The 18,289-nt window shown below is 73.3% G+C and carries 16 protein-coding genes; 7 read left to right on the top strand and 9 right to left on the bottom strand.

All coding sequences use genetic code 11. From position 1 onward, the window contains the following. Nucleotides 1-96 precede the first annotated feature (96 nt). From AB0J36_RS03115 to AB0J36_RS03095, 5 genes are all read right to left on the bottom strand, one after another. Nucleotides 97-552, bottom strand: a complete 456-nt coding sequence (locus tag AB0J36_RS03115; protein WP_357124556.1) for a DUF4383 domain-containing protein — start codon at nt 550-552, stop codon at nt 97-99. Between the two features lie 103 nt (nt 553-655). Next, the gene (locus tag AB0J36_RS03110) at nt 656-2,461 is read right to left on the bottom strand and encodes an ABC-F family ATP-binding cassette domain-containing protein (RefSeq protein WP_357124553.1); all 1,806 of its coding nucleotides are present in this window, start codon (nt 2,459-2,461) and stop codon (nt 656-658) included. 107 nt (nt 2,462-2,568) lie between these two features. After that, a complete protein-coding gene (locus tag AB0J36_RS03105; RefSeq protein ID WP_357396388.1) occupies nt 2,569-3,519 on the bottom strand; it encodes a 4-(cytidine 5'-diphospho)-2-C-methyl-D-erythritol kinase in 951 nt (316 codons plus the stop codon). A gap of 86 nt (nt 3,520-3,605) precedes the next feature. Next, complete coding sequence (gene rsmA / locus AB0J36_RS03100; RefSeq protein WP_363660071.1) at nt 3,606-4,475, bottom strand: 16S rRNA (adenine(1518)-N(6)/adenine(1519)-N(6))-dimethyltransferase RsmA; 870 nt, start codon at nt 4,473-4,475, stop codon at nt 3,606-3,608. Beyond that, entirely contained in the window at nt 4,469-5,368 is a 900-nt protein-coding gene (locus AB0J36_RS03095) for a TatD family hydrolase (protein WP_357396394.1), read from the bottom strand. The genes rsmA and AB0J36_RS03095 overlap by 7 nt, the downstream gene beginning before the upstream one ends. A 76-nt stretch (nt 5,369-5,444) precedes the next feature. Between AB0J36_RS03095 and AB0J36_RS03090 the strand changes: the two genes are divergently transcribed. Further along, the gene (locus AB0J36_RS03090; protein ID WP_357124540.1) at nt 5,445-6,692 is read left to right on the top strand and encodes a hypothetical protein; all 1,248 of its coding nucleotides are present in this window, start codon (nt 5,445-5,447) and stop codon (nt 6,690-6,692) included. Nucleotides 6,693-6,735: 43 nt separating this feature from the next. Here AB0J36_RS03090 and metG read toward each other — a convergent pair whose 3' ends face one another. After that, nucleotides 6,736-8,538, bottom strand: coding sequence for a methionine--tRNA ligase (gene metG, locus AB0J36_RS03085; RefSeq protein ID WP_357124537.1), 1,803 nt, complete (start codon nt 8,536-8,538; stop codon nt 6,736-6,738). Nucleotides 8,539-8,696: 158 nt separating this feature from the next. On the opposite strand from metG, the gene AB0J36_RS03080 reads away from it, so the two are divergent. Continuing rightward, nucleotides 8,697-9,908, top strand: coding sequence for a hypothetical protein (locus tag AB0J36_RS03080; RefSeq protein ID WP_357396398.1), 1,212 nt, complete (start codon nt 8,697-8,699; stop codon nt 9,906-9,908). Between the two features lie 13 nt (nt 9,909-9,921). Here AB0J36_RS03080 and rsmI read toward each other — a convergent pair whose 3' ends face one another. Next, entirely contained in the window at nt 9,922-10,770 is an 849-nt protein-coding gene (rsmI, locus tag AB0J36_RS03075; protein WP_357124531.1) for a 16S rRNA (cytidine(1402)-2'-O)-methyltransferase, read from the bottom strand. A 246-nt stretch (nt 10,771-11,016) separates the two neighbouring features. On the opposite strand from rsmI, the gene AB0J36_RS03070 reads away from it, so the two are divergent. From AB0J36_RS03070 to AB0J36_RS03060, 3 genes are all read left to right on the top strand, one after another. Then, entirely contained in the window at nt 11,017-12,570 is a 1,554-nt protein-coding gene (locus AB0J36_RS03070; RefSeq protein WP_357396441.1) for a phospholipid carrier-dependent glycosyltransferase, read from the top strand. 386 nt (nt 12,571-12,956) lie between these two features. Continuing rightward, nucleotides 12,957-14,249 carry a VWA domain-containing protein gene (locus tag AB0J36_RS03065; protein ID WP_357396402.1) on the top strand — a complete coding sequence of 431 codons (1,293 nt, stop codon included), beginning with the start codon at nt 12,957-12,959 and terminating at the stop codon, nt 14,247-14,249. Beyond that, nucleotides 14,249-15,031 carry a peptidase gene (locus tag AB0J36_RS03060; protein ID WP_357171849.1) on the top strand — a complete coding sequence of 261 codons (783 nt, stop codon included), beginning with the start codon at nt 14,249-14,251 and terminating at the stop codon, nt 15,029-15,031. The genes AB0J36_RS03065 and AB0J36_RS03060 overlap by 1 nt, the downstream gene beginning before the upstream one ends. A gap of 53 nt (nt 15,032-15,084) precedes the next feature. Here AB0J36_RS03060 and AB0J36_RS03055 read toward each other — a convergent pair whose 3' ends face one another. Next, entirely contained in the window at nt 15,085-15,354 is a 270-nt protein-coding gene (locus AB0J36_RS03055; RefSeq protein ID WP_357124522.1) for a hypothetical protein, read from the bottom strand. Nucleotides 15,355-15,537: 183 nt separating this feature from the next. On the opposite strand from AB0J36_RS03055, the gene AB0J36_RS03050 reads away from it, so the two are divergent. Next, entirely contained in the window at nt 15,538-16,203 is a 666-nt protein-coding gene (locus AB0J36_RS03050; protein ID WP_357396405.1) for a 4'-phosphopantetheinyl transferase superfamily protein, read from the top strand. Nucleotides 16,204-16,341: 138 nt separating this feature from the next. Beyond that, entirely contained in the window at nt 16,342-17,190 is an 849-nt protein-coding gene (locus AB0J36_RS03045) for a DUF4352 domain-containing protein (RefSeq protein ID WP_357124516.1), read from the top strand. Nucleotides 17,191-17,242: 52 nt separating this feature from the next. On the opposite strand, the gene AB0J36_RS03040 is transcribed toward AB0J36_RS03045, so the two are convergent. Then, nucleotides 17,243-18,244, bottom strand: coding sequence for a hypothetical protein (locus AB0J36_RS03040; protein ID WP_357396407.1), 1,002 nt, complete (start codon nt 18,242-18,244; stop codon nt 17,243-17,245). Nucleotides 18,245-18,289 lie beyond the last annotated feature (45 nt).

Raw genomic sequence — 18,289 nt, 5'->3', positions numbered from 1 at the left:
GAGCCCGAGCTGCGCAGGGATCAAGCCTGACCGCCCGGAGCAGCTCGGGCTCCGGCGAAAACCCACGGCCGCAACCACGAAAGCGAGCAGAAAGCCTCAGAGAACGAGCCGAGCCTTCTGGAACGCCTCCGCCTCCTCGTCCGTGCCGACCTTGCCGTACATGCCGGCCATGAGCAGCACCAGGGAGGCCGACAGCAGCACCATCACCGTGACGACGCTGAAGTTGAAGAGGTTGGCGTCGGTACGGATGAACGCGAGACCGCCGAGGCCGATCACCATCAGGGCGTACGCGAGCCACTGGTTGACCGCCACGTCGATGTTGCGGCCGAGCGCGGCGCCGACCAGGACGACGAGCCCGAGCAGCACGCTGAGCAGCGAGAAGCCGAGGTTGGTGCCCTGACCGAGGACTCGGGTGTCATCCTGCGCGAGGACCTCGTTGCCGGCGCTCGCGATGATGCCGAGCACACCGAAGACCACCAGGTACAGACCGGTCAGCCCGCCGATCGCCCGGTAGATCGGCCGCGCGGGGTGGTTGATGGGGGTGTGCGCCATGTCTGGGTCTCCAACGCCGTGGGGTGAGGTGTCGCCGATGATTGTCCCGCATGTGCCGGTGTGACGCCGCACACGGCCCCCGCGCCGGCGTGCCCGGGGCAGGTCAGCCCTCGGGCAACTCCTCGGCCAACGTCATCCAGCTCTCCTCGATCCGTTCCCGTTCGGCGCGCAGGTCCTTGAGCTGGGTGTCCAGCTCGGCGACCCGGGCGTAGTCGGTGGCGTCGGCGGCGAGTTGGCCGAGCAGGGTCACCTCGCGCTGGTCGAGCTTGCCGAGTTGCCGTTCGAGGCGGGTGAGCTCCTTGCGGCCCTGGCGTACCTCGGCGGCGGACATGCCGCTCGTGGCCGGGCCGGTGGGCGCGGCGGTCGGGGTGCCGCCCGCCCGGGTGGAGCCGGCCCGCTCGGCGGTCCGGGCGAGGTACTCGTCGACGCCACCGGGCAGGTGCACCAGCCGGCCGTCGCCGAACATCCCGTACGCGGTGTCGGTGACGCGTTCGATCAGGTAGCGGTCGTGGCTGGCCACGATGATCGTGCCCGGCCACGAGTCGAGCAGGTCTTCGAGCGCGGCCAGGGTGTCGGTGTCCAGGTCGTTCGTCGGCTCGTCGAAGAGCAGCACGTTGGGCTCGCCGGCGAGCAGCCGCAGCATCTGCAGACGGCGACGCTCACCGCCGGAGAGGTCGCTGACGGGCGTCCAGAGCCGGCGGTCGTCGAAGCCGAAGACCTCGGCGAGCTGTGCGGCGGAGACCTCACGGTCGCCGAGCTGCACGCGCCGGGCGACCTCCTCGACGGCTTCGAGCACCCGCAGGTGGCCGGGCAGCTCGACGAGTTCCTGGGACAGGAACGCCGGGCGGACAGTGGAGCCGGTGGTGAGGCGGCCGCCGTCGGGCCGGGTGATGCCGGCGAGCATTCGCAGCAGCGTGGTCTTACCGGCGCCGTTGGCGCCGAGGATGGCGATCCGGTCACCGGGGCCGATCAGCCAGGTGGCGTCACGCAGAATCTCCTTCGGGCCGGCGTGCAGCTCGACGTCCGTGAGCTCGTACACCTGCTTTCCGAGGCGGGAGACGGCCATGCGCTGCAACGACATGGTGTCGCGGGCCGGCGGCACGTCGGCGATCAGCGCGTTGGCCGCGTCGATGCGGAACTGCGGCTTGGAGGTGCGGGCGGGTGGGCCACGCCGCAGCCAGGCGATCTCCTTACGGAGCAGGTTCTGCCGGCGGGCCTCCACGGCGGCGGCGACGCGTTCCCGCTCCACGCGGGCGAGGGTCCAGGCGGCGAAGCCACCCTCGTATGCGCGGACGGTCTGGTCGGCGACCTCCCAGGTGGTGGTGCAGACTGCGTCCAGGAACCACCGGTCGTGGGTGACCACGACGAGGGCGCCCTTGCGGCCGACCAGGTGCCGGGCCAGCCAGTCGACACCGCCGACGTCGAGGTGGTTGGTGGGCTCGTCGAGGATCAGCAGGTCCGAGTCGCGCACGAGCAGCGCGGCGAGCGCCACCCGCCGCCGTTCGCCACCGGACATCGGGCCGACCGGCTGGTCGAGGCCGAGGTGCGGCATGCCGAGGCCGTCCAGGATGTTGCGGACACCGGCGTCGCCGGCCCACTCGTGCTCGGCGCCCATGCCCTCGCCCAGCCAGGCGGTGCCGAGCACCACGTCCCGGACGGTGGCCTCGGGGGCGAGGGTGAGCTGCTGCGGCAGCCAGAGCACGCGCAGGTCGCGACGGTGGGTGACCCGACCGTCGTCGGGGTCCTCCTGCTTGGTGAGGAGCCGCAGCAGGGTGGACTTGCCGGCGCCGTTGAGGCCGACCACACCGATCCGGTCGGCGTCGTCCAGGCCGAGCGAGACGTCCGTGAGCAGCCGCCCGGCGGCGCCGTACCCCTTGGACACCCGGTCCAGATTGACGATGTTGGCCACGTTCCACCCTTCAAGATCAAGGCGTCCGGGTGCCGGCGGGCACCTCGGGACGCCTGACCCAAGGGTACGCGGACGTCCCGGCCGGCCGCGCCGGCCGGGGAGCACCGTCAGACGACGCGCGCGCCCGCCACCGGGCCGTGTGCGACCCGCGCCTCCCGGCACACGCCGGCGCTGGTCAGCTCGGCGGCGATCCGTTCGGCGTCGGCGGCGTCGGTGGCGAGGAAGACGCAGGTGGGGCCCGAGCCGGAGACGATGCCGGTGAGCGCGCCGGCAGCCTCGCCGGCCTTCAGGGTGTCGGTCAGGGCGGGGCGCATCGCGAGCGCCGCGTCCTGGAGGTCGTTGCCGAGCGTACGGGCGAGAACCCGGGGGTCGCGCTGGCGCAGCGCGCCGAGCAGGGCGTCGGTGCTGCCCAGCGGCGTGCTGGCGGTGCCGGAATCGCGCAGCCGGTCCAGCTCACGGTACGCGGCCGGCGTGGACAGACCGCCGTCGGCGATCGCCACCACCCAGTGCCAGGACGTCGGCCGGACCAGTACCGGGCTGACCGCCTCGCCGCGTCCGGTGCCCAGCGCGGTGCCCCCGTAGACGAGAAACGGCACGTCCGAGCCGAGGTCGGCGGCGATCCCGGCCAGCTCGTCGCGGGACAACCCGGTGCCCCAGAGCGTGTCGCAGGCCACCAGCGCGGCGGCCGCGTCGGCGCTGCCACCGGCCAGCCCACCGGCGAGGGGGATCTGCTTGCGCAGGTGCAGACGGGCGTGCGGCAGGACACCGGCGTACCCGGCCAGGGCGTGTGCCGCCCGGATCACCAGGTTGGAGTCGTCCAGGGCAAGCTCACCGGTGCCCTCGCCCTCCATCGTGAGGGCGAGGGTGTCGCCCCGGCGGGCGGTCAGCTCGTCGTAGATGGAGATCGCGTGGTAGACGGTGTTCAGCTCGTGGTAACCGTCGCGGCGCAGCGGCCCCACCCCGAGGTGCAGGTTGACCTTCGCGGGCACCCGCACCCGTACCGGGCCGATGGCCCCGCGCCGCTCGTCCTCGTCGTCCGGTCGCCAGGCCTCGGTCACGGGGCGAGGTCCCGCACGCGCAGGCGGATGTCGAACGGCTTGGCCACGATCAGCTCCTCGGCGTCCTGGGCGGGCACGGCGCCAGCCTACTTCGCGGCCGGCGTACCGGCCGGAGCCGACGCGGCGATGGCCGCGAACTGCTCCACGGTCAGCGACTCGCCGCGGGCGCCCGGGTCGACGCCGGCGGCGGTGAGGGCGGCCACGGCCCGGTCCGGGCCGCCGGCCCAGCCGGCGAGCGCCGCGCGCAGGGTCTTGCGGCGTTGCGCGAACGCCGCGTCCACCACGGCGAAGACCCGCTTCCGGGGTACGTCGGGTCGGGGCGGCTCGTGACAGGTGAAGGCGACCAGACCGGAGTCGACGTTGGGGACCGGCCAGAACACGTTCGGCGGCACCCGCCCGGCGCTGCGGGCGTCGGCGTACCAGGCGAGCTTGACCGACGGGATGCCGTACACCTTGGAGCCGGGACCGGCGACGAGCCGGTCGGCGACCTCCTTCTGCACCATCACCAGACCGTGCCGCAGGCTGGGCAGCTCGGCGAGCAGGTGCAGCACCACGGGCACGGCGACGTTGTACGGCAGGTTCGCGACCAGCGCCGTCGGCGGCGGACCGCCCAGCTCGGCGGCGGTGACGCGCAGCGCGTCGGCGCGGTGCACGGTGAGTCGGTCGGCGTCCGCTCCGGCGTGCCGCGCGGCGGTCTCCGGTAGCGCGACCGCGAGCGTGGGATCGATCTCCACGGCGTGCACATGCCCGGCGACCGGCAGCAGTCCCAGGGTGAGCGAGCCGAGGCCGGGGCCGACCTCCAGCGCCACATCGTCGGGCGTCAGGCCGGCGGCGGTGACGATCCGCCGGACGGTGTTCGGGTCGTGCACGAAGTTCTGGCCCAGCTTCTTGGTGGGCGCGACGCCGAGCCGGCTGGCGAGTTCCCGGATCTCCGCCGGGCCGAGCAGGCTCACCACGGGCCGAAGGCCCGGTCGCCGTTGGCGGAGATGGCCGTGCACAGCTCGTCCAGGTCGCTGCCGGTGGTCGCGGCGAGGGCGCGGACGGTCAGCGGGATCAGGTACGACGCGTTCGGCCGGCCCCGGTGCGGCGTCGGGGTGAGGTAGGGGGCGTCGGTCTCCACCAGGATCTGGTCCAGCGGTGTGAGCGCGGCGGCCTCGCGCAGGGCGGTGGCGCTGCCGAAGGTGACGGTGCCGGCGAAGCTGAGCAGGTAGCCCCGGCGCACACACTCGCGGGCGAACTCGGCGTCGCCGGAGAAGCAGTGCAGCACCACCGTCTCCGGTGCGCCCGCGTCGTCGAGAATTCGCAGCACGTCCGCGTGGGCGTCCCGGTCGTGGATGACGAGCGTCTTGCCGTACCGCTTGGCGATGGCGATGTGCGCCCGGAAGCTCTCCTCCTGCGCGGCCCGCCCCTCGTCGCCGGTGCGGAAGAAGTCCATCCCGGTCTCGCCGATCCCCCGGACCCGGTCGCGGGCGGCCAACGACTCGATCTCCCGCAGCGCCTCGTCGAGGTCCGCCAGCCGGGGCGCCTCGTTGGGGTGCAGCGCCACGGTGGCCAGCACGGCCCGATGCCGGTCGGCGATGTCCGCGCCCCAGCGCGAGGACGCGACGTCCACGCCCACCTGGACCAGCCGGTCCACGCCCACCTTGGCGGCCACCGTGATCGCCGTGGCGACCGGGTCGTCGGACGGCCCGCCGCCCGGTACGCCGGCCTCACTGACGGTGATGTCCAGGTGGGTGTGGCTGTCCAGCACCGGCCGGGGCAGCGGCTCGGGGGCGGGCGGGAACTCTCCGGCCCGCCGGGCGGCACGCTCGCGGCGGGTTTCAGTCGGCTCGCTCATCAGCGACAGCATCACACACCGGCGTCGTCCATCCGCCCGCCACCCGGCGTTCACCTCGACTACGCCGCGCGACTCTACCGTCGCGGCAATGACGGTCACACCTCACGCGAGCGACGCGGCCGGCGAGCGGATCGGCCTGCGGGTGGCGTTCGGCGGGGACGTGTACCCCGCCGAGGAGATCGCCCGGGGCGCCGCGTACGAGCTGTTCAGCGCCGAGGAGGTGGCCGGCTTCGAACGGGCGCCCCGACCGGGCAGCGCCCTGCCGTGGCATCGGTTCGTGCACGTCACCGAGGTGAACGCGGTGCACGGCGCAGTCGAGGCGGCCGAGGAGCCGGAGACGCCGCTGATGCTGCCGGCGCACCGGGAGCACGGTTGGTCGCACGTACACCAGCTCAGCCAGCAGCCGTCCGCGGCGGGTGACCCGGTGGTGGCCGCGGTGCGCGCCTCGGCGGTGGTGCGGCGCGGAACCCGGATGGTGAAGATGCTCTCCGCACGGCAGCTCGCCGGGTACGTGCGGGGCTGGCTGCCGCACGGCTTCTGCTATCGGGAGCACGACGTGGCGCACCTGCGCACGCCGGCGACGACCGCCGTGCTGCGCACCGACGGGGACGTCGGGCGGGACGGATCGGACGTGGCGTACGCGCTGCGCTGGCGGGCGGCCGACCCGGGCGACTACGACGTGCCGGTGGGCGAGGCGCACCGGGGCCTGACCGCGCTCAGCTCCCGGGACCGGGTGGGCCCCTCGGTGCTGGGCACCGGTTTCGCGCCGAGCAACGGCCAGCTCATCCCGGAGTTCGTGACCCGGGACTTCGCCGACCTGCCGATGCCGGCGAACGCGACGCTGCTGGCGTACACCGCCGAGGGGATGGAGGTGGTGCTCTACAGCTACCAGGCCGAGCAGCGCGCGTGGTTGCGGATGGTCGGCCCGCAGTGGCGGCACCTGCTGGCCGCGGTCCCGGGCCTCTCCCCCGACCAGGAGTTCGTGCCGACCGGCGACGCCCCGCGCTCCACCCAGCTCGTCGGCCGCTACGGCGACACGGAGTACGAGGCGGTGGCCGACCTGCCCGGAGGTTTCCGGGTGCTGGCGATGACCCGGGCGGCCCGCTACCCGGTGGAGGCGGTGGCCCGCCGGCTCCGGTTCGCCACCTGGCGGGGCGTGCCGTGCCTGGTGCTGCGCGAGGAGGCCGGCTGGCTGCGGTTACGGCTGCGCCACCCCGACCCGGAGGCAGTGGTCAACACCGGCGCGCAGTGCCACGACCGGGGCGTCTACGAGACCTGGGCGCCGGGCGTCGAGGTCACCGAGGACCAGGTCATGGACACCCGGTACGCGCTCTGACGACACGCGGCGGCCGGACGTGCCGCCGCGTGCCGCCAAACGCTCAGCCGACCAGGCGGGCCAGTTCCTCGTCGACGATCGACGGGTCGAGCTTGCGGAACACCGGCGTCGGCGCGGTCAGCGGCCGGCCGGTCTCGATCGGCACCGACTCCCAGCGCGCGCCCACCGTGTAGTCCCCGGTGAGCACCGGGTACGACGGACCCCCGTCCAGGTCGTCGACCTGCTCGATGACGGGCATCGGCGCGTGTACGTCGGTGCCGCCGAGCAGCTCGTACACCTTCTGCGCGGAGTGCGGCAGGAACGGGGTGAGCAGCGTGTTGGCGTCGCTGACCACCTGGAGGGCGACGTGCAGGATGGTGCCCTGGCGGGGCTTGTCGGCCTCGGCCTTGAGCTTCCACGGCGCCTGCTCGGAGAGGTACTTGTTCGCCTCGGCGACCACCCGCATGGCCTCACCGATGGCCTGCTTCTGCCGGTGCCGGCCAATCAGGTCACCGACCGTGTCGAAGCCGGTCCGGGCGACGGCGAGCAGCGCCTCGTCGGCCTCCGTGAGCCCGGCCGGGTCGACCGGCGGGATGGCCCCGAAGTTCTTCGCCGCCATCGAGACGCACCGGTTGACCAGGTTGCCCCAGCCGGCGACCAGCTCGTCGTTGTTGCGGCGCAGGAACTCCGCCCAGGTGAAGTCGGTGTCGTTACTCTCCGGGCCGGCGGCGGCGATGAAGTAGCGCAGCGCGTCGGCGTCGTAGCGCTCCAGGAAGTCCCGGACGTAGATGACCACCTTGCGGGACGAGGAGAACTTGCGCCCCTCCATGGTCAGGTACTCGCTGGAGACCACCTCGGTGGGCAGGTTCAGCCGGCCCAGCTCGCCCGGCTCACCGTCGCGGGAGCCCGCACCGGAGTAGCCGGAGAGCAGCGCCGGCCAGATCACCGAGTGGAAGACGATGTTGTCCTTGCCCATGAAGTAGTAGGACTGGGAGTCCTTCCCCTGGCCGTCGGCGGACCACCACTTCCGCCACGCCTCCGGGTCGCCGGAGCGGCGGGCCCACTCGATCGAGGCCGACAGGTAGCCGATCACCGCGTCGAACCAGACGTAGATCCGCTTGTCGGGGCGGTCGCGCCAGTCGTCGAGCGGGATCGGCACACCCCACTCCAGGTCGCGGGTGATCGCCCGGGGCTGGAGGTCGTCGAGCAGGTTGCGGGAGAACCGCAGCACGTTGGGCCGCCACCCCTGGCGGGTGTCCAGCCACTGCCGCAGCACGTCGGCCAGGGCGGGCAGGTCCAGGAAGAAGTGCTCGGTCTCGACGAACTTCGGGGTCTCGCCGTTGATCCGCGACTTCGGGTCGATCAGGTCGATCGGGTCGAGCTGGTTGCCGCAGTTGTCGCACTGGTCGCCGCGGGCGCTGTCGTAGCCGCAGATCGGGCAGGTGCCCTCGATGTACCGGTCGGGCAGGGTGCGCCCGGTGGACGGCGAGATCGCGCCCATGGTCGTCTTGGGCACGATGTAGCCGTTGCGGTACATCCCCTCGAACAACTCCTGCACCACGGCGTAGTGGTTGCGGGTGGTGGTGCGGGTGAACAGGTCGTAGGAGAGGCCGAGGCCGTGCAGGTCCTCCACGATCACCCTGTTGTACCGGTCGGCCAGTTCGCGCGGGGTGACTCCGTCGGCGTCGGCCTGCACCTGGATGGGGGTGCCGTGCTCGTCGGTGCCGGAGACCATGAGCACGTCGTGGCCGGCCATCCGCATGTACCGGGCGAAGACGTCGGAGGGAACGCCGAAACCGGAGACGTGGCCGATGTGGCGGGGGCCGTTGGCGTACGGCCAGGCCACTGCCGCGAGAACGTGACTCATGAGCAGCAAGCCTAGTGACCCGTCCGGCGGGCCCGCGAACCAATAGGGGGTGACGGGTCGACGGACCGGGCTGAGCCCCTCGGCCTTTGGTCCGATTTGTCGCCGACACGCGGTCCAGCTGCCCGTTCGGCCCCCACTGCCGGTGTGCAATGAACCTCGTGACTGGCAGACGAGCGGCTCGGGACCATGACGAGCGTCCCATTGGGCCGACGGCCGACGACGAGCCCGGCAGGGCGTCCGAGGCGTCCCGGGGCGGCGCGGTCGCGCCCCAACCCCGCCCGGTGCCCGCCGCCGACCCGGCCGCCGACCACCGTCAGGACCCCGCGCCGAGCCCGGTGCCACAGCCGGGCGCCGCGCCGAGTCCCGCGCCACGCGCCGGTGCCGGGTCACGGCCGAGCCCCACCCCCCGGCCGCCGACGCCGACCCCGGCGCGCCCCAGCCCGACGGCGCCCACGCCCAGCCCGGCCCGGCCGCACCCGCCGGGCCCGGCCGCCGAGCGGCCACCGGCCGGCTCATCCGCAGAGCGGCCACCGGCCGGCTCATCCGCCGAGCGGCCACCGGCCGGCTCGTCCGCCGAGACGGCGGCGGCCGGGAGCGCGACACCCGCCGCTGTCGAACCGGGTCAGGCGGCGACGGCCGAGGTGGAGCCGACCACCGGGGCGCCGGTGGACGCGGTGCCGCGCCGGGTGCCGGTCCGTCAGCAGAGCCGCGGCCGGGACGCGTACCGCTCCGACGGGACGGAGCCGCCGGACGACGGCGGCGCCTTCTGGGCGCCGATCGAGGAGGTGCACTGGGACGGCACCCCGGTCCGCGAGGACCCCGCTCCCGGGCCCCGCACCCCGGCGACGGGTCGTCGCGCCACCGCACGGACGGCCGTACCGCCCGACCCACTGGTCGGATTGACCGTGCTGGTGCTGTTGAGCCTGGTCACCGCCTTCTTCGCCTGGGTCAGCGCGGGACCGTTCTGGCTCGCCGTCGGGCACGCGCGCGACGGCACCGTGGTGATCGACTCCTGTGCCGGCGGTGGGCTCACCCAGCGTTGCCGGGGGATCTTCACGGCGGACGGGGGACGGTTCCTGGCGCACGGCGTACGCGTCAGCGGCGTACCCGCCGGGGGTGGCGCTCCCGGGACCGCGCACCGGGCCCGGATGACCGGACCGGCCGGCAGCACCGCGTACGCCGACACCGGCGCGAGCCGGCACCTGCGCTGGCTGCCCGGGTTGGTGGTGGTGCTCGGCTGCGCCGCCGGCATCGTCCGGTGGACCGGGTCGGCCCGGCTGCCCGGCCGGCGACACCGCCGGTGGGCGGTGGCCGCTGCGCTCGCCGGCCCGACGCTGATCACCCTCGGCTTCCTGGCCGCCGCCTGGTGAGCGCGGCGGCGGGTCAGCTGTGCACGATCGTGTAGACCTCGCGGCGGCGTAGGGCGTACTCGGTGGCGACATCGGTGATGGCGTCCCGGCGGGACCGTCCGGCGGCCTCCCGCTCGGCGACCGCGGCGCGCAGGGTCTCGTCGTCGGGGCGTTCCGCGGCGGTCACCGGCGCGCCGGCCACCACCAGGGTGATCTCCCCGCGCGGCTCGGTCTCCGCGGCCCAGCGGGCCAGCTCACCGAGCGGACGACGGAGGACCTCCTCGTACGTCTTGGTCAGCTCCCGGCAGAGCGCGGCCGGCCGGTCCGCGCCGAACGTGTCGGCCAGGTCGGTGAGCGCCGCGCCGATCCGGTGCGGCGCCTCGAAGAAGACGAGGGTGCGCTCCTCGGCGGCGAGCGCGCGCAGGCGGGACCGGCGGGCGCCGCCGGCCCGGGGGAGGAACCCCTCGAAGCAGAACCGGTCGCAGGGCAGCCCGGAGACGGCGAGGGCGGTGGTCACCGCGCTGGGCCCGGGGGCGACGGTGACCGGCGCGCCAGCGTCCAGCGCGGCCCGGACCAGTCGATATCCCGGGTCGGAGACGCTCGGCATGCCGCCGTCGGTCACCAGCGCCACCGCGTACCCACCGAGGATGACCTCGACGAGTTCGGGTGTACGCCGTTCCTCGTTGCCCTCGAAGTAGGAGACGATGCGGCCTCCGACGGTGATGTCGAGGTCGCGGGCCAGCCGGGTGAGGCGGCGGGTGTCCTCGGCGGCCACCACGTCGGCGCTCGCCAGCACCTCGCGGAACCGGACCGAGGCGTCGGCGGGGTTGCCGAGCGGGGCGCCGAGCAGGATCAGGCGTCCAGCTTCGGACATTTCACCCACGACATCGTCTCCTTCATTGACAGCGGATACCGGTATCAGGGACGACGGGCGCCACAGGACACCCTGGCAGCCTACGATCGCCGGGTGACGAGTGCGTCGACAGCGCAGAGCCCGAGCGTCGAGCCGGCAGGAACGGTCGAGGTTTCCGGCGAGCCCAGCCCCCATCAGGAAGCGGCGACGCCGCCTGCCGACAGCGGAGGTGCGTCCGCCGCGGTCCGTCGCCGGTTCGCCACCGTCGACAGCCGGATGGACCCGTACTCGTGGCTGGCCACCGCCGTGGTGGTGGCCATCGCGGCGATCCTGCGCTTCGTCGGCCTGTCCAGCCCCAAGGGCAAGATCTTCGACGAAACGTACTACGCCAAGGACGCGTACGGGCTGATCAGCCGGGGCGTCGAATGGAACTATAAGGACAACGTCCCGTCGTACGTGGTGCATCCGCCACTGGGCAAGTGGCTGATCGGCATCGGCGAGTGGGCCTTCGGCTATCAGGACGCGGATTCGAAGGTGTCTGTCGGCGGGCACCTGTTCACCGCCGCGCCGGAGTTCGGCTGGCGGTTCTCGGCGGCCCTGATCGGCACGCTGTCGGTGCTGCTGCTGGTCCGCATCGGCCGGCGACTGTTCCGCTCGACGGTGCTCGGCTGCGCGGCCGGCCTGCTGCTCGCGTTGGACGGTTTCCACCTGGTGCTGTCCCGCGCCGCGCTGCTCGACATCTTCCTGCTGTTCTTCGTGCTGGCGGCCTTCGGCGCGCTGGTGCTCGACCGGGACGCCCGGCGTCGGCGCTGGGCACGCGCGCTTGACGACGGCCTCGACCCCAGCCTGCCCGGCCGTGCGGGCCGACCGTCGACCGGTTGGCGGACGTGGCCGTGGTGGCGGCTGGCCGCCGGGGTGCTGATCGGCTGCGCCTGCGCGGTCAAGTGGAGCGCGCTCTACTTCGTGCCGGTGTTCGCCCTCTTCGTGGTCCTCTGGGAGGTCGGGCTCCGCCGGTCGGCCGGCGTCCGCCGGCCCTGGCGGGACACCCTGCTCGACGAGGTGCCCTGGCTGGTGCTGGCGGGGGTGCTGATGGTCGGCACCTACCTGGCGACCTGGTCGGGGTGGTTGCTGAGCGACGACGGCTACTACCGGCTGGCGACGTCGTCGGCGTACCCGACGGGGTCACTCAGCGACACGCCTGTCATCGGCCCGCTGGTCAACCTCTACGAGTACCACCGCGCCGCGTACGGTTTCCACGCCCAGCTCGACGACCCGCACAAGTACCAGTCGTGGCCGTGGCAGTGGCTGCTGCTCGGCCGCCCGGTCGCCTTCCACTGGTCGGGGGACGGCGCCTGCGGCGCACCGACCTGCGCCTCGGAGATCCTGCTGCTGGGCACTCCGCTGCTGTGGTGGTCGTTCCTGCCCGCTCTGGTGGCGCTCGTCTGGTTGGGCATCGCCCGTCGGGACTGGCGGGCCGGCGCGATCCTGCTCACCGTGGCCGCGGGTCTGCTGCCCTGGTTCTGGTTCGCCCTCGACGGCCGGACGATGTTCTCGTTCTACGCGGCCCCGGCGCTGCCCTTCCTGGTACTCGCCGTGGTGTACGTGCTGGGCGCGTTGATCGCCCCGGCCGGGGGTGACGTGGGTGAGACGAAAGCCCTGGTGCCCGGCGACGCCGGCTACGAACGACGGTTGGTGGGCAGCATCGCGGCCGGGGCCTACGTGCTGCTGGTGGGGCTGTGCTTCGCCTACTTCTATCCGATCTTCGTGGGCAAACTGATCCCGTACTCGGACTGGCTGGCCCGGATGTGGCTCGACGGTCGCTGGATATAAGCACCGGCAGGCGACGCGCCGCATAGCGCGAAGGACATCGGGCCCGCACGCGTGACGCGTGCGGGCCCGATGCTTGCCTGCGAAGTTCCAGACAAAGAAGTTCCAGACAAAGACGTTCCAGACAAAGACGCGCGCCCCGATCGCCTGCCACGGGGGAAGCGGGCGATTGGGGCGCGCATGAAGAGCTTAACCACCGCGCGCCACCGGCACAACGGGTCAACTTGGGTCGGATTTCCGACCGATTCCGGCCGGGCCGTGGACTATCCTCCGGCCGTTGACCGAGGGTGACCTGACGTGGACCCAGCGCCCCCAGGGGCGCTCTGGCCGTCCGGACCGACCAACCACCCCGACGGCCATCCAAAGTGGATCTCACTACACTGCGGGCCGTGATCAACTTCAGACGATCGGCGGCCGTCCTTCTCGGACTGTTGGCGACCACCGCGCTGACCGGGCCGGTCCCGGCGGCGGCCGACGAGGAGCAGGTGGCCGAGCCACCCCGGGTCGAGCTGGTGCTCGACGTCAGCGGCTCGATGCGGGCAGCGGACATCGACGGACGCAGCCGGATCTCGGTGGCCCAGCAGGCCTTCAACGACGTGGTGGACGCGCTGCCCGAAGAGACCCAGCTCGGCATCCGGGTGCTCGGCGCGACCTACAAGGGCAAGGACAAGAAGGTCGGCTGCCAGGACACCCAACAGATCGTGCCGGTCGGTCCGGTAGACCGGACCGCGGCCAAGGCAGCGGTGGCGACACTCCGGCCGACCGGGTTCACCCCGGTCGGGCTGGCACTGCGCTCCGCCGCAGAGGACCTGGGCACCGGGGCCACCACCCGGCGGATCGTGCTGATCACCGACGGGGAGGACACCTGCGCCCCGCCGGACCCGTGCCAGGTGGCCCGGGAACTGGCCGCGCAGGGCACCAGCCTGGTCGTCGACACGCTCGGCCTCGCACCCGACGAGAAGGTACGCCGGCAGTTGCTGTGCATCGCCGGGGCGACCGGCGGCACGTACACCGCGGCGCAGAGCGCCGACGAGCTGACGGGCCGGATCAAGCAGCTCGTCGAGCGGGCCGGCGACACCCACACCCGGGCGCCGACAGTGGTCGGCGGCACCGACGCCTGCGGGTCCGCGCCGCTGCTCGCCCCCGGGGTGTACGCCGACCGGGAGTCGTTCTCCGAGCACCGCTACTACCGGGTGCCCGTACGCCCCGGTCAGGAGCTGCGCGCGTCGGTGAGCATGGCGCTGGACCGGCCGGTGAACCGGGACTACGGGGTGCTGCTGCGGGCCACCGCGGCGGACGGACGGGAACTGGTGCGGGGCGCGGACGCCGGCAGCGGCCGTGCCGACGTGCTCTCCGCCGGTCTGCGCTGGTCGGCCACGGCGGACGAGGAGGACGCCGCCGACGAGGACGCCGCCGAGGCGAGCCCGACGCCGACCGTCGAGCCCACCACCGTCTGCCTGGTGGTCAGCAACTCGTTCGCCGCACGCCCGGGGACCGCGGCCACGCCCGGCCTGCCGGTGGAGCTGACCATCGACGTGGTCGCCGCCGCCGGCGCCCCGGACGGCCCCGATCTCGGCCGTGGCTGGGTCCTGCTCGCCCTGCTCACCGTTGCGGGACTGCTCACCGGCCTGGTCGCCGGCCTGCTCACCCGCTGGTGGGTCGCCACCTGGAGGGAGAACTGATGCGTACCGCACTGTTCCGGTCGCTGGCGGCGCTGCTCACCGTCGGCGGGGTCGCGTTACTGCCCGCGGCGGCCGTGGCCGCCCCCACCCCGTCGCCGGGCGCCACTGCGGTGACCCGGGCCGGCACCTCGTTCCTCACCGCCACGCCGATCACCGCCGGCCAGCCGGTACGCGTGGACGCCTCCGTCGGGGACCACCTGTACTGGTCGTTCACCGCGACGGCCGGGCAGGTCCACGAGATCAACGCCACCGTCACCTTCCCGAAGGCCCGCAGCGGCGCCTCCACGTGGACGATCGACGTGTTCGACGGGTTGCGTCGGCGGCAGGCGTGCACCGCCGGGGCACAGACACCGACGGTCGACGGCAAGGCGTCCAGCGTGGCGCTGGGCTGCACGCTGCGCGAGGTCCGTCCCTGGGCGGAACCGTGGTCGGCCGATCCGCTGCCCGGCACGTACGTGGTCCGGCTCTCGGTCACCGACCTGCCCGAGCCGGACCTGGGCGCACCCGTCGACGTGGACCTGCTGGTCGGCGTCGTCACCGACCGGGGCGCCTCAGCCGATGACGGCGAGCTGGCCGCACCGCTGGTGCCGAACACGAAGGCGGGCACGGTGCTCAACGCCGTACCGACGCCGGAGCCGGCGGCCGACGACGAGACCGGCTCGCTGACGGACTGGCTGCCGGATCTCGGCTCGCGCTGGATCTGGACCGGCATCGGCGGCGTGCTCGCCGCGGTGGCCGGGGTGGTCGGCTTCGCTCTGACCCGGCGGCCCCGGCGACCCTGAGTCGGCCGTGTCCGTCGGTGGCCCCGCCCGCCCCGGGCGGGGCCACCGACGGTTCAGCCTCGTCGCGTCCCCCGCGGCAGCCAACCGATGAAACGGTCCTGCAACGACATCACCGGCGCTGCCCGCAAATCCTCGGCGGCGGCGGCGAGACAGGAGCCCAGGTAGACGCTGAGCATCGCGCGGTCCCCCCCGTACTCCGCCAGCAGCCGGTCGCGCTTCGTCGTGCACGGCCACTCGTCGCCGCAGGAGCCGCAGTTCCAGCCCGGGGTCGTCGGTGCGTGGTCGTCGGCCCGACCCCCTGGCCGTTCGGCGCCATCGCTCATCGCAGCTCCTTCAGATGCTCACGGGACTTGGCAGCTCTTGATGGTGGTCCCCCCGGAGCCATCATGGAGAGCGCGACGCGTCCCTCCGGTGTTACATCTTTGCGGTACGTTCTGCGGTCGTGGGAGTCGGAAATTTGACGGTCCAGAGAACGCCTGCTCGCTACCCATCGGTAGGGCTCCGCCGTGCGTGATCTCCTACCGCCAACGGTCGCCGTGGCGGTCGCCGCGCCCGACGACTGGACCGGCGACCTCCTCGACGCGGAGCAGGCGTGTCTCGGCGACCAGGCGGTGCAGACCCGTCGACGGGACTTCACCGCCGGCCGGGTCTGTGCCCGCCGGGCCATGGCCGACCTCGGCCTGCCTGCGGTGGCCGTGCCCAGCGCCGCCAACCGGGCGCCCGTCTGGCCGGCGGGCGTGGTGGGCGCCATCACCCACACCGCCGGCTACTGCGCCGCCGCCGCGGCGCGCGCCACCGACGTGCGGTCCGTCGGTATGGACGCCGAGCAGCACCGCGAGATTGATGCGGGGGTACGCCGACTCGTGCTGCTGCCCGAGGAGGAGGAGCACTACGCGCGACTTCCCTCCGGCATCCGGTGGCCGATCGTGTTCTTCAGCGCCAAGGAGACCGTCTACAAGGTCTGGCACCCGGTCGTCGGGTCCTGGCTGGACTTCCACGACGCCCGGCTGGAGATCGACCCGGACGCCGGCACGTTCACCGCTCGGATCGCGCCGACGCGGGTGGACGCGGCGGAGGCCGCCGAGGTCGCGGACCCGCCGAGCACGGTCCACGGCCGGTTCGTGGTCGCCGACGGCCTGGTCCGCACCGCTGCCGTCCTCGCACCGCGCTGACCGCCACCATCCATGGTGGTCACCGCGGCGGCCTGCGGAGGCCGTGGGACGCGGGCCGGCGTGCCGACCGGCCGCCCGGCGTCGCGAGGTAGCGTCGGCGCGTTCCCGAACCGCACGTACGAGGCGTCAAGGAGTACGGTGACCCACCCCCAACCCCCCGTCGGACCGCAGGACCTTCAGCAGCCGAGTCCGGAGCCGCTGCTCCCGGCCACACCGCGGCAGTCCGCCGCAGACCCGACGGTTCTGCCGGCGACGCCCAGCCCCTGGTCGACTGCGGGCAGCGAGCCGGTCCCGCCGCCGTACTCCGGCGCCGCGTACCCGCAGGGCGACGGGCCGGGCCATCGGCTCACGATGCCGCCACCCGTCCCGCCGACGACGACGTCGCAGCGGACCGTGGTCGCCGTCGCGGTGACGACGGCCGTGCTCGCCCTGTTGTTCTGCGCCGGCGGCATCGTGGCCGTCGTCATCGGTGCGAAGCACGCCGCCAACGAGGTGACCGAGGCGCTGCCCACCCCCGGCGTCAGCAGCGACGCCGGGCAGCCGGCGGCCGGGGCCATGCCCTCGCCCGTACCATCCGTCGCCGCCGGCAGGGCCCGGAACATGTCCGTCGGGGACACTCTCGTCATCGACGACAACGGCGGCACCGTCGAGATCACCGTGACGAAGTTCCACACCGCCACGAAGCCCTGCAAGACGTACGGCCTGAAGCCCGACGAGGGCATGTTCGTGATCGCGGACGTGACGGTGACGGTGACCAAGGGCACCGGCTCGGCGAACCCGCTCTTCTTCCAGTGGGTCGCCGCCGACGGCACCGAGACCAACGCGGTGACGGGTGCCTTCTCCGGCTGCGGCAAGCCGATCCCGGCCGGCAACGACCTGGCCGCGGGCAGCAGACGTACCGGCAGCGTGGTGTTCGATGTGCACGACACGTCGGGGGTGCTGGAGTACCAGCACCGGTTCGCGACCGCCGGCTCCTGGCGGCCCTGACGTGCTGGTGGGGCCGGCCCGATGATCGGACCGGCCCCACGCGTTCGACAGGTCAGCAGCCGGTCCACCGGACCGGGGTCACCCGGTCGGCGTTCCGGAAGCCGACGATGGCGCCGGTGTCGGCAATGGCCCTCGCGCCGACGTTGCCGCCGCCCGGCAGGACCCGGGAGGTGGCGCCACGGGTGACCAGGGCACCGCCCACCACGACGCCCTTGGCGTTCACGTCGTCGAGCCCGGCCTCCGGGTCGAGGATCACGTGCGACCCGTTGCGGAGGTCCCACCGGACCTTCGCCGGGTTGTCACCGCCGAGCCAGACCTGGCCGATCGCCCAGTGGCCCGCGGCGGCGTTGACCACCGTCGACCCACCACCGGCGACCGCGAGCGGCTTGACCTTGCCGTTCGGGCGGCGGACCCATCCGGTCCAGTCGCCGAAGGGTCCCGCCTGACCGACGACGGTTCCGTTCGGCGTGATGCCGGTCGCCTGGGCGTCGACCGGGGCGTCGAGCACCTCGACCGTCCCCGGCCGGGCGGCCGGCCAGCGCAGGGCGCTGAACTCGCCGGGCACGATGTCGGAGCCGTAGCCGACGATGTCACCCGCGGAGTTGATGGCGGTGACGAAAATGCCGGTGGACGGCGGCACCGGCAACTGCTGGAGCTTGCCGTCGCGGTACGTCCACGGCCGTCCGATGCCGCTCTCCGCCCAGCCGTTGGCGATCACGGTGCCGCTCTCGTTGACGTCGACCGGGTGGAGTCCGTTGCCCGGCGCCACGATCTCGGTGAGCCGCTGCCTGTCCCAGACCAGCAGCAGATACTGGTTGTCGCTCTCACCGACCCGCAGGGCCGTGCCGGCGACGAAGCGGCCCGACGGGTCGATCGCGCTCGCGTCGGCGCGGTAGGTGTCCGTCGGGTAGGGCAGTGTGCTGATGGCGCAGGCGCTGGCGGTGGTCCTCGCGGGCGCGGCGGTCGCCGTCGAGGACAGGGCGACCCCGAGGGAGGCGGCCAGCAGTCCGGCGGCGGTGCCGGCGAGCATCCTGCGTCGAGCGGTGTACGTCATCTCTTCTCCCCGTGTGAAGCCCGGCGTTCCCGGGCATCGACTTAT

The organism is Micromonospora sp. NPDC049662, assembly GCF_040675055.1.
Classification (GTDB): domain Bacteria; phylum Actinomycetota; class Actinomycetes; order Mycobacteriales; family Micromonosporaceae; genus Micromonospora.
The sequence above is the reverse complement of the archived record's forward strand: the minus strand, read 5'-3'. Positions and strand labels throughout refer to the sequence as shown.

Excerpts from the sequence above, each read along its gene's own strand:
- AB0J36_RS03115 (WP_357124556.1), bottom strand. The coding sequence starts at position 552 with ATGGCGCACACCCCCATCAACCACCCCGCGCGGCCGATCTACCGGGCG.
- AB0J36_RS03095 (WP_357396394.1), bottom strand. The coding sequence starts at position 5,368 with ATGCTGTCGCTGATGAGCGAGCCGACTGAAACCCGCCGCGAGCGTGCC.
- AB0J36_RS03090 (WP_357124540.1), top strand. The coding sequence starts at position 5,445 with ATGACGGTCACACCTCACGCGAGCGACGCGGCCGGCGAGCGGATCGGC.
- metG (WP_357124537.1), bottom strand. The coding sequence starts at position 8,538 with ATGAGTCACGTTCTCGCGGCAGTGGCCTGGCCGTACGCCAACGGCCCC.
- AB0J36_RS03070 (WP_357396441.1), top strand. The coding sequence starts at position 11,017 with ATGGACCCGTACTCGTGGCTGGCCACCGCCGTGGTGGTGGCCATCGCG.
- AB0J36_RS03060 (WP_357171849.1), top strand. The coding sequence starts at position 14,249 with ATGCGTACCGCACTGTTCCGGTCGCTGGCGGCGCTGCTCACCGTCGGC.
- AB0J36_RS03055 (WP_357124522.1), bottom strand. The coding sequence starts at position 15,354 with ATGAGCGATGGCGCCGAACGGCCAGGGGGTCGGGCCGACGACCACGCA.
- AB0J36_RS03040 (WP_357396407.1), bottom strand. The coding sequence starts at position 18,244 with ATGACGTACACCGCTCGACGCAGGATGCTCGCCGGCACCGCCGCCGGA.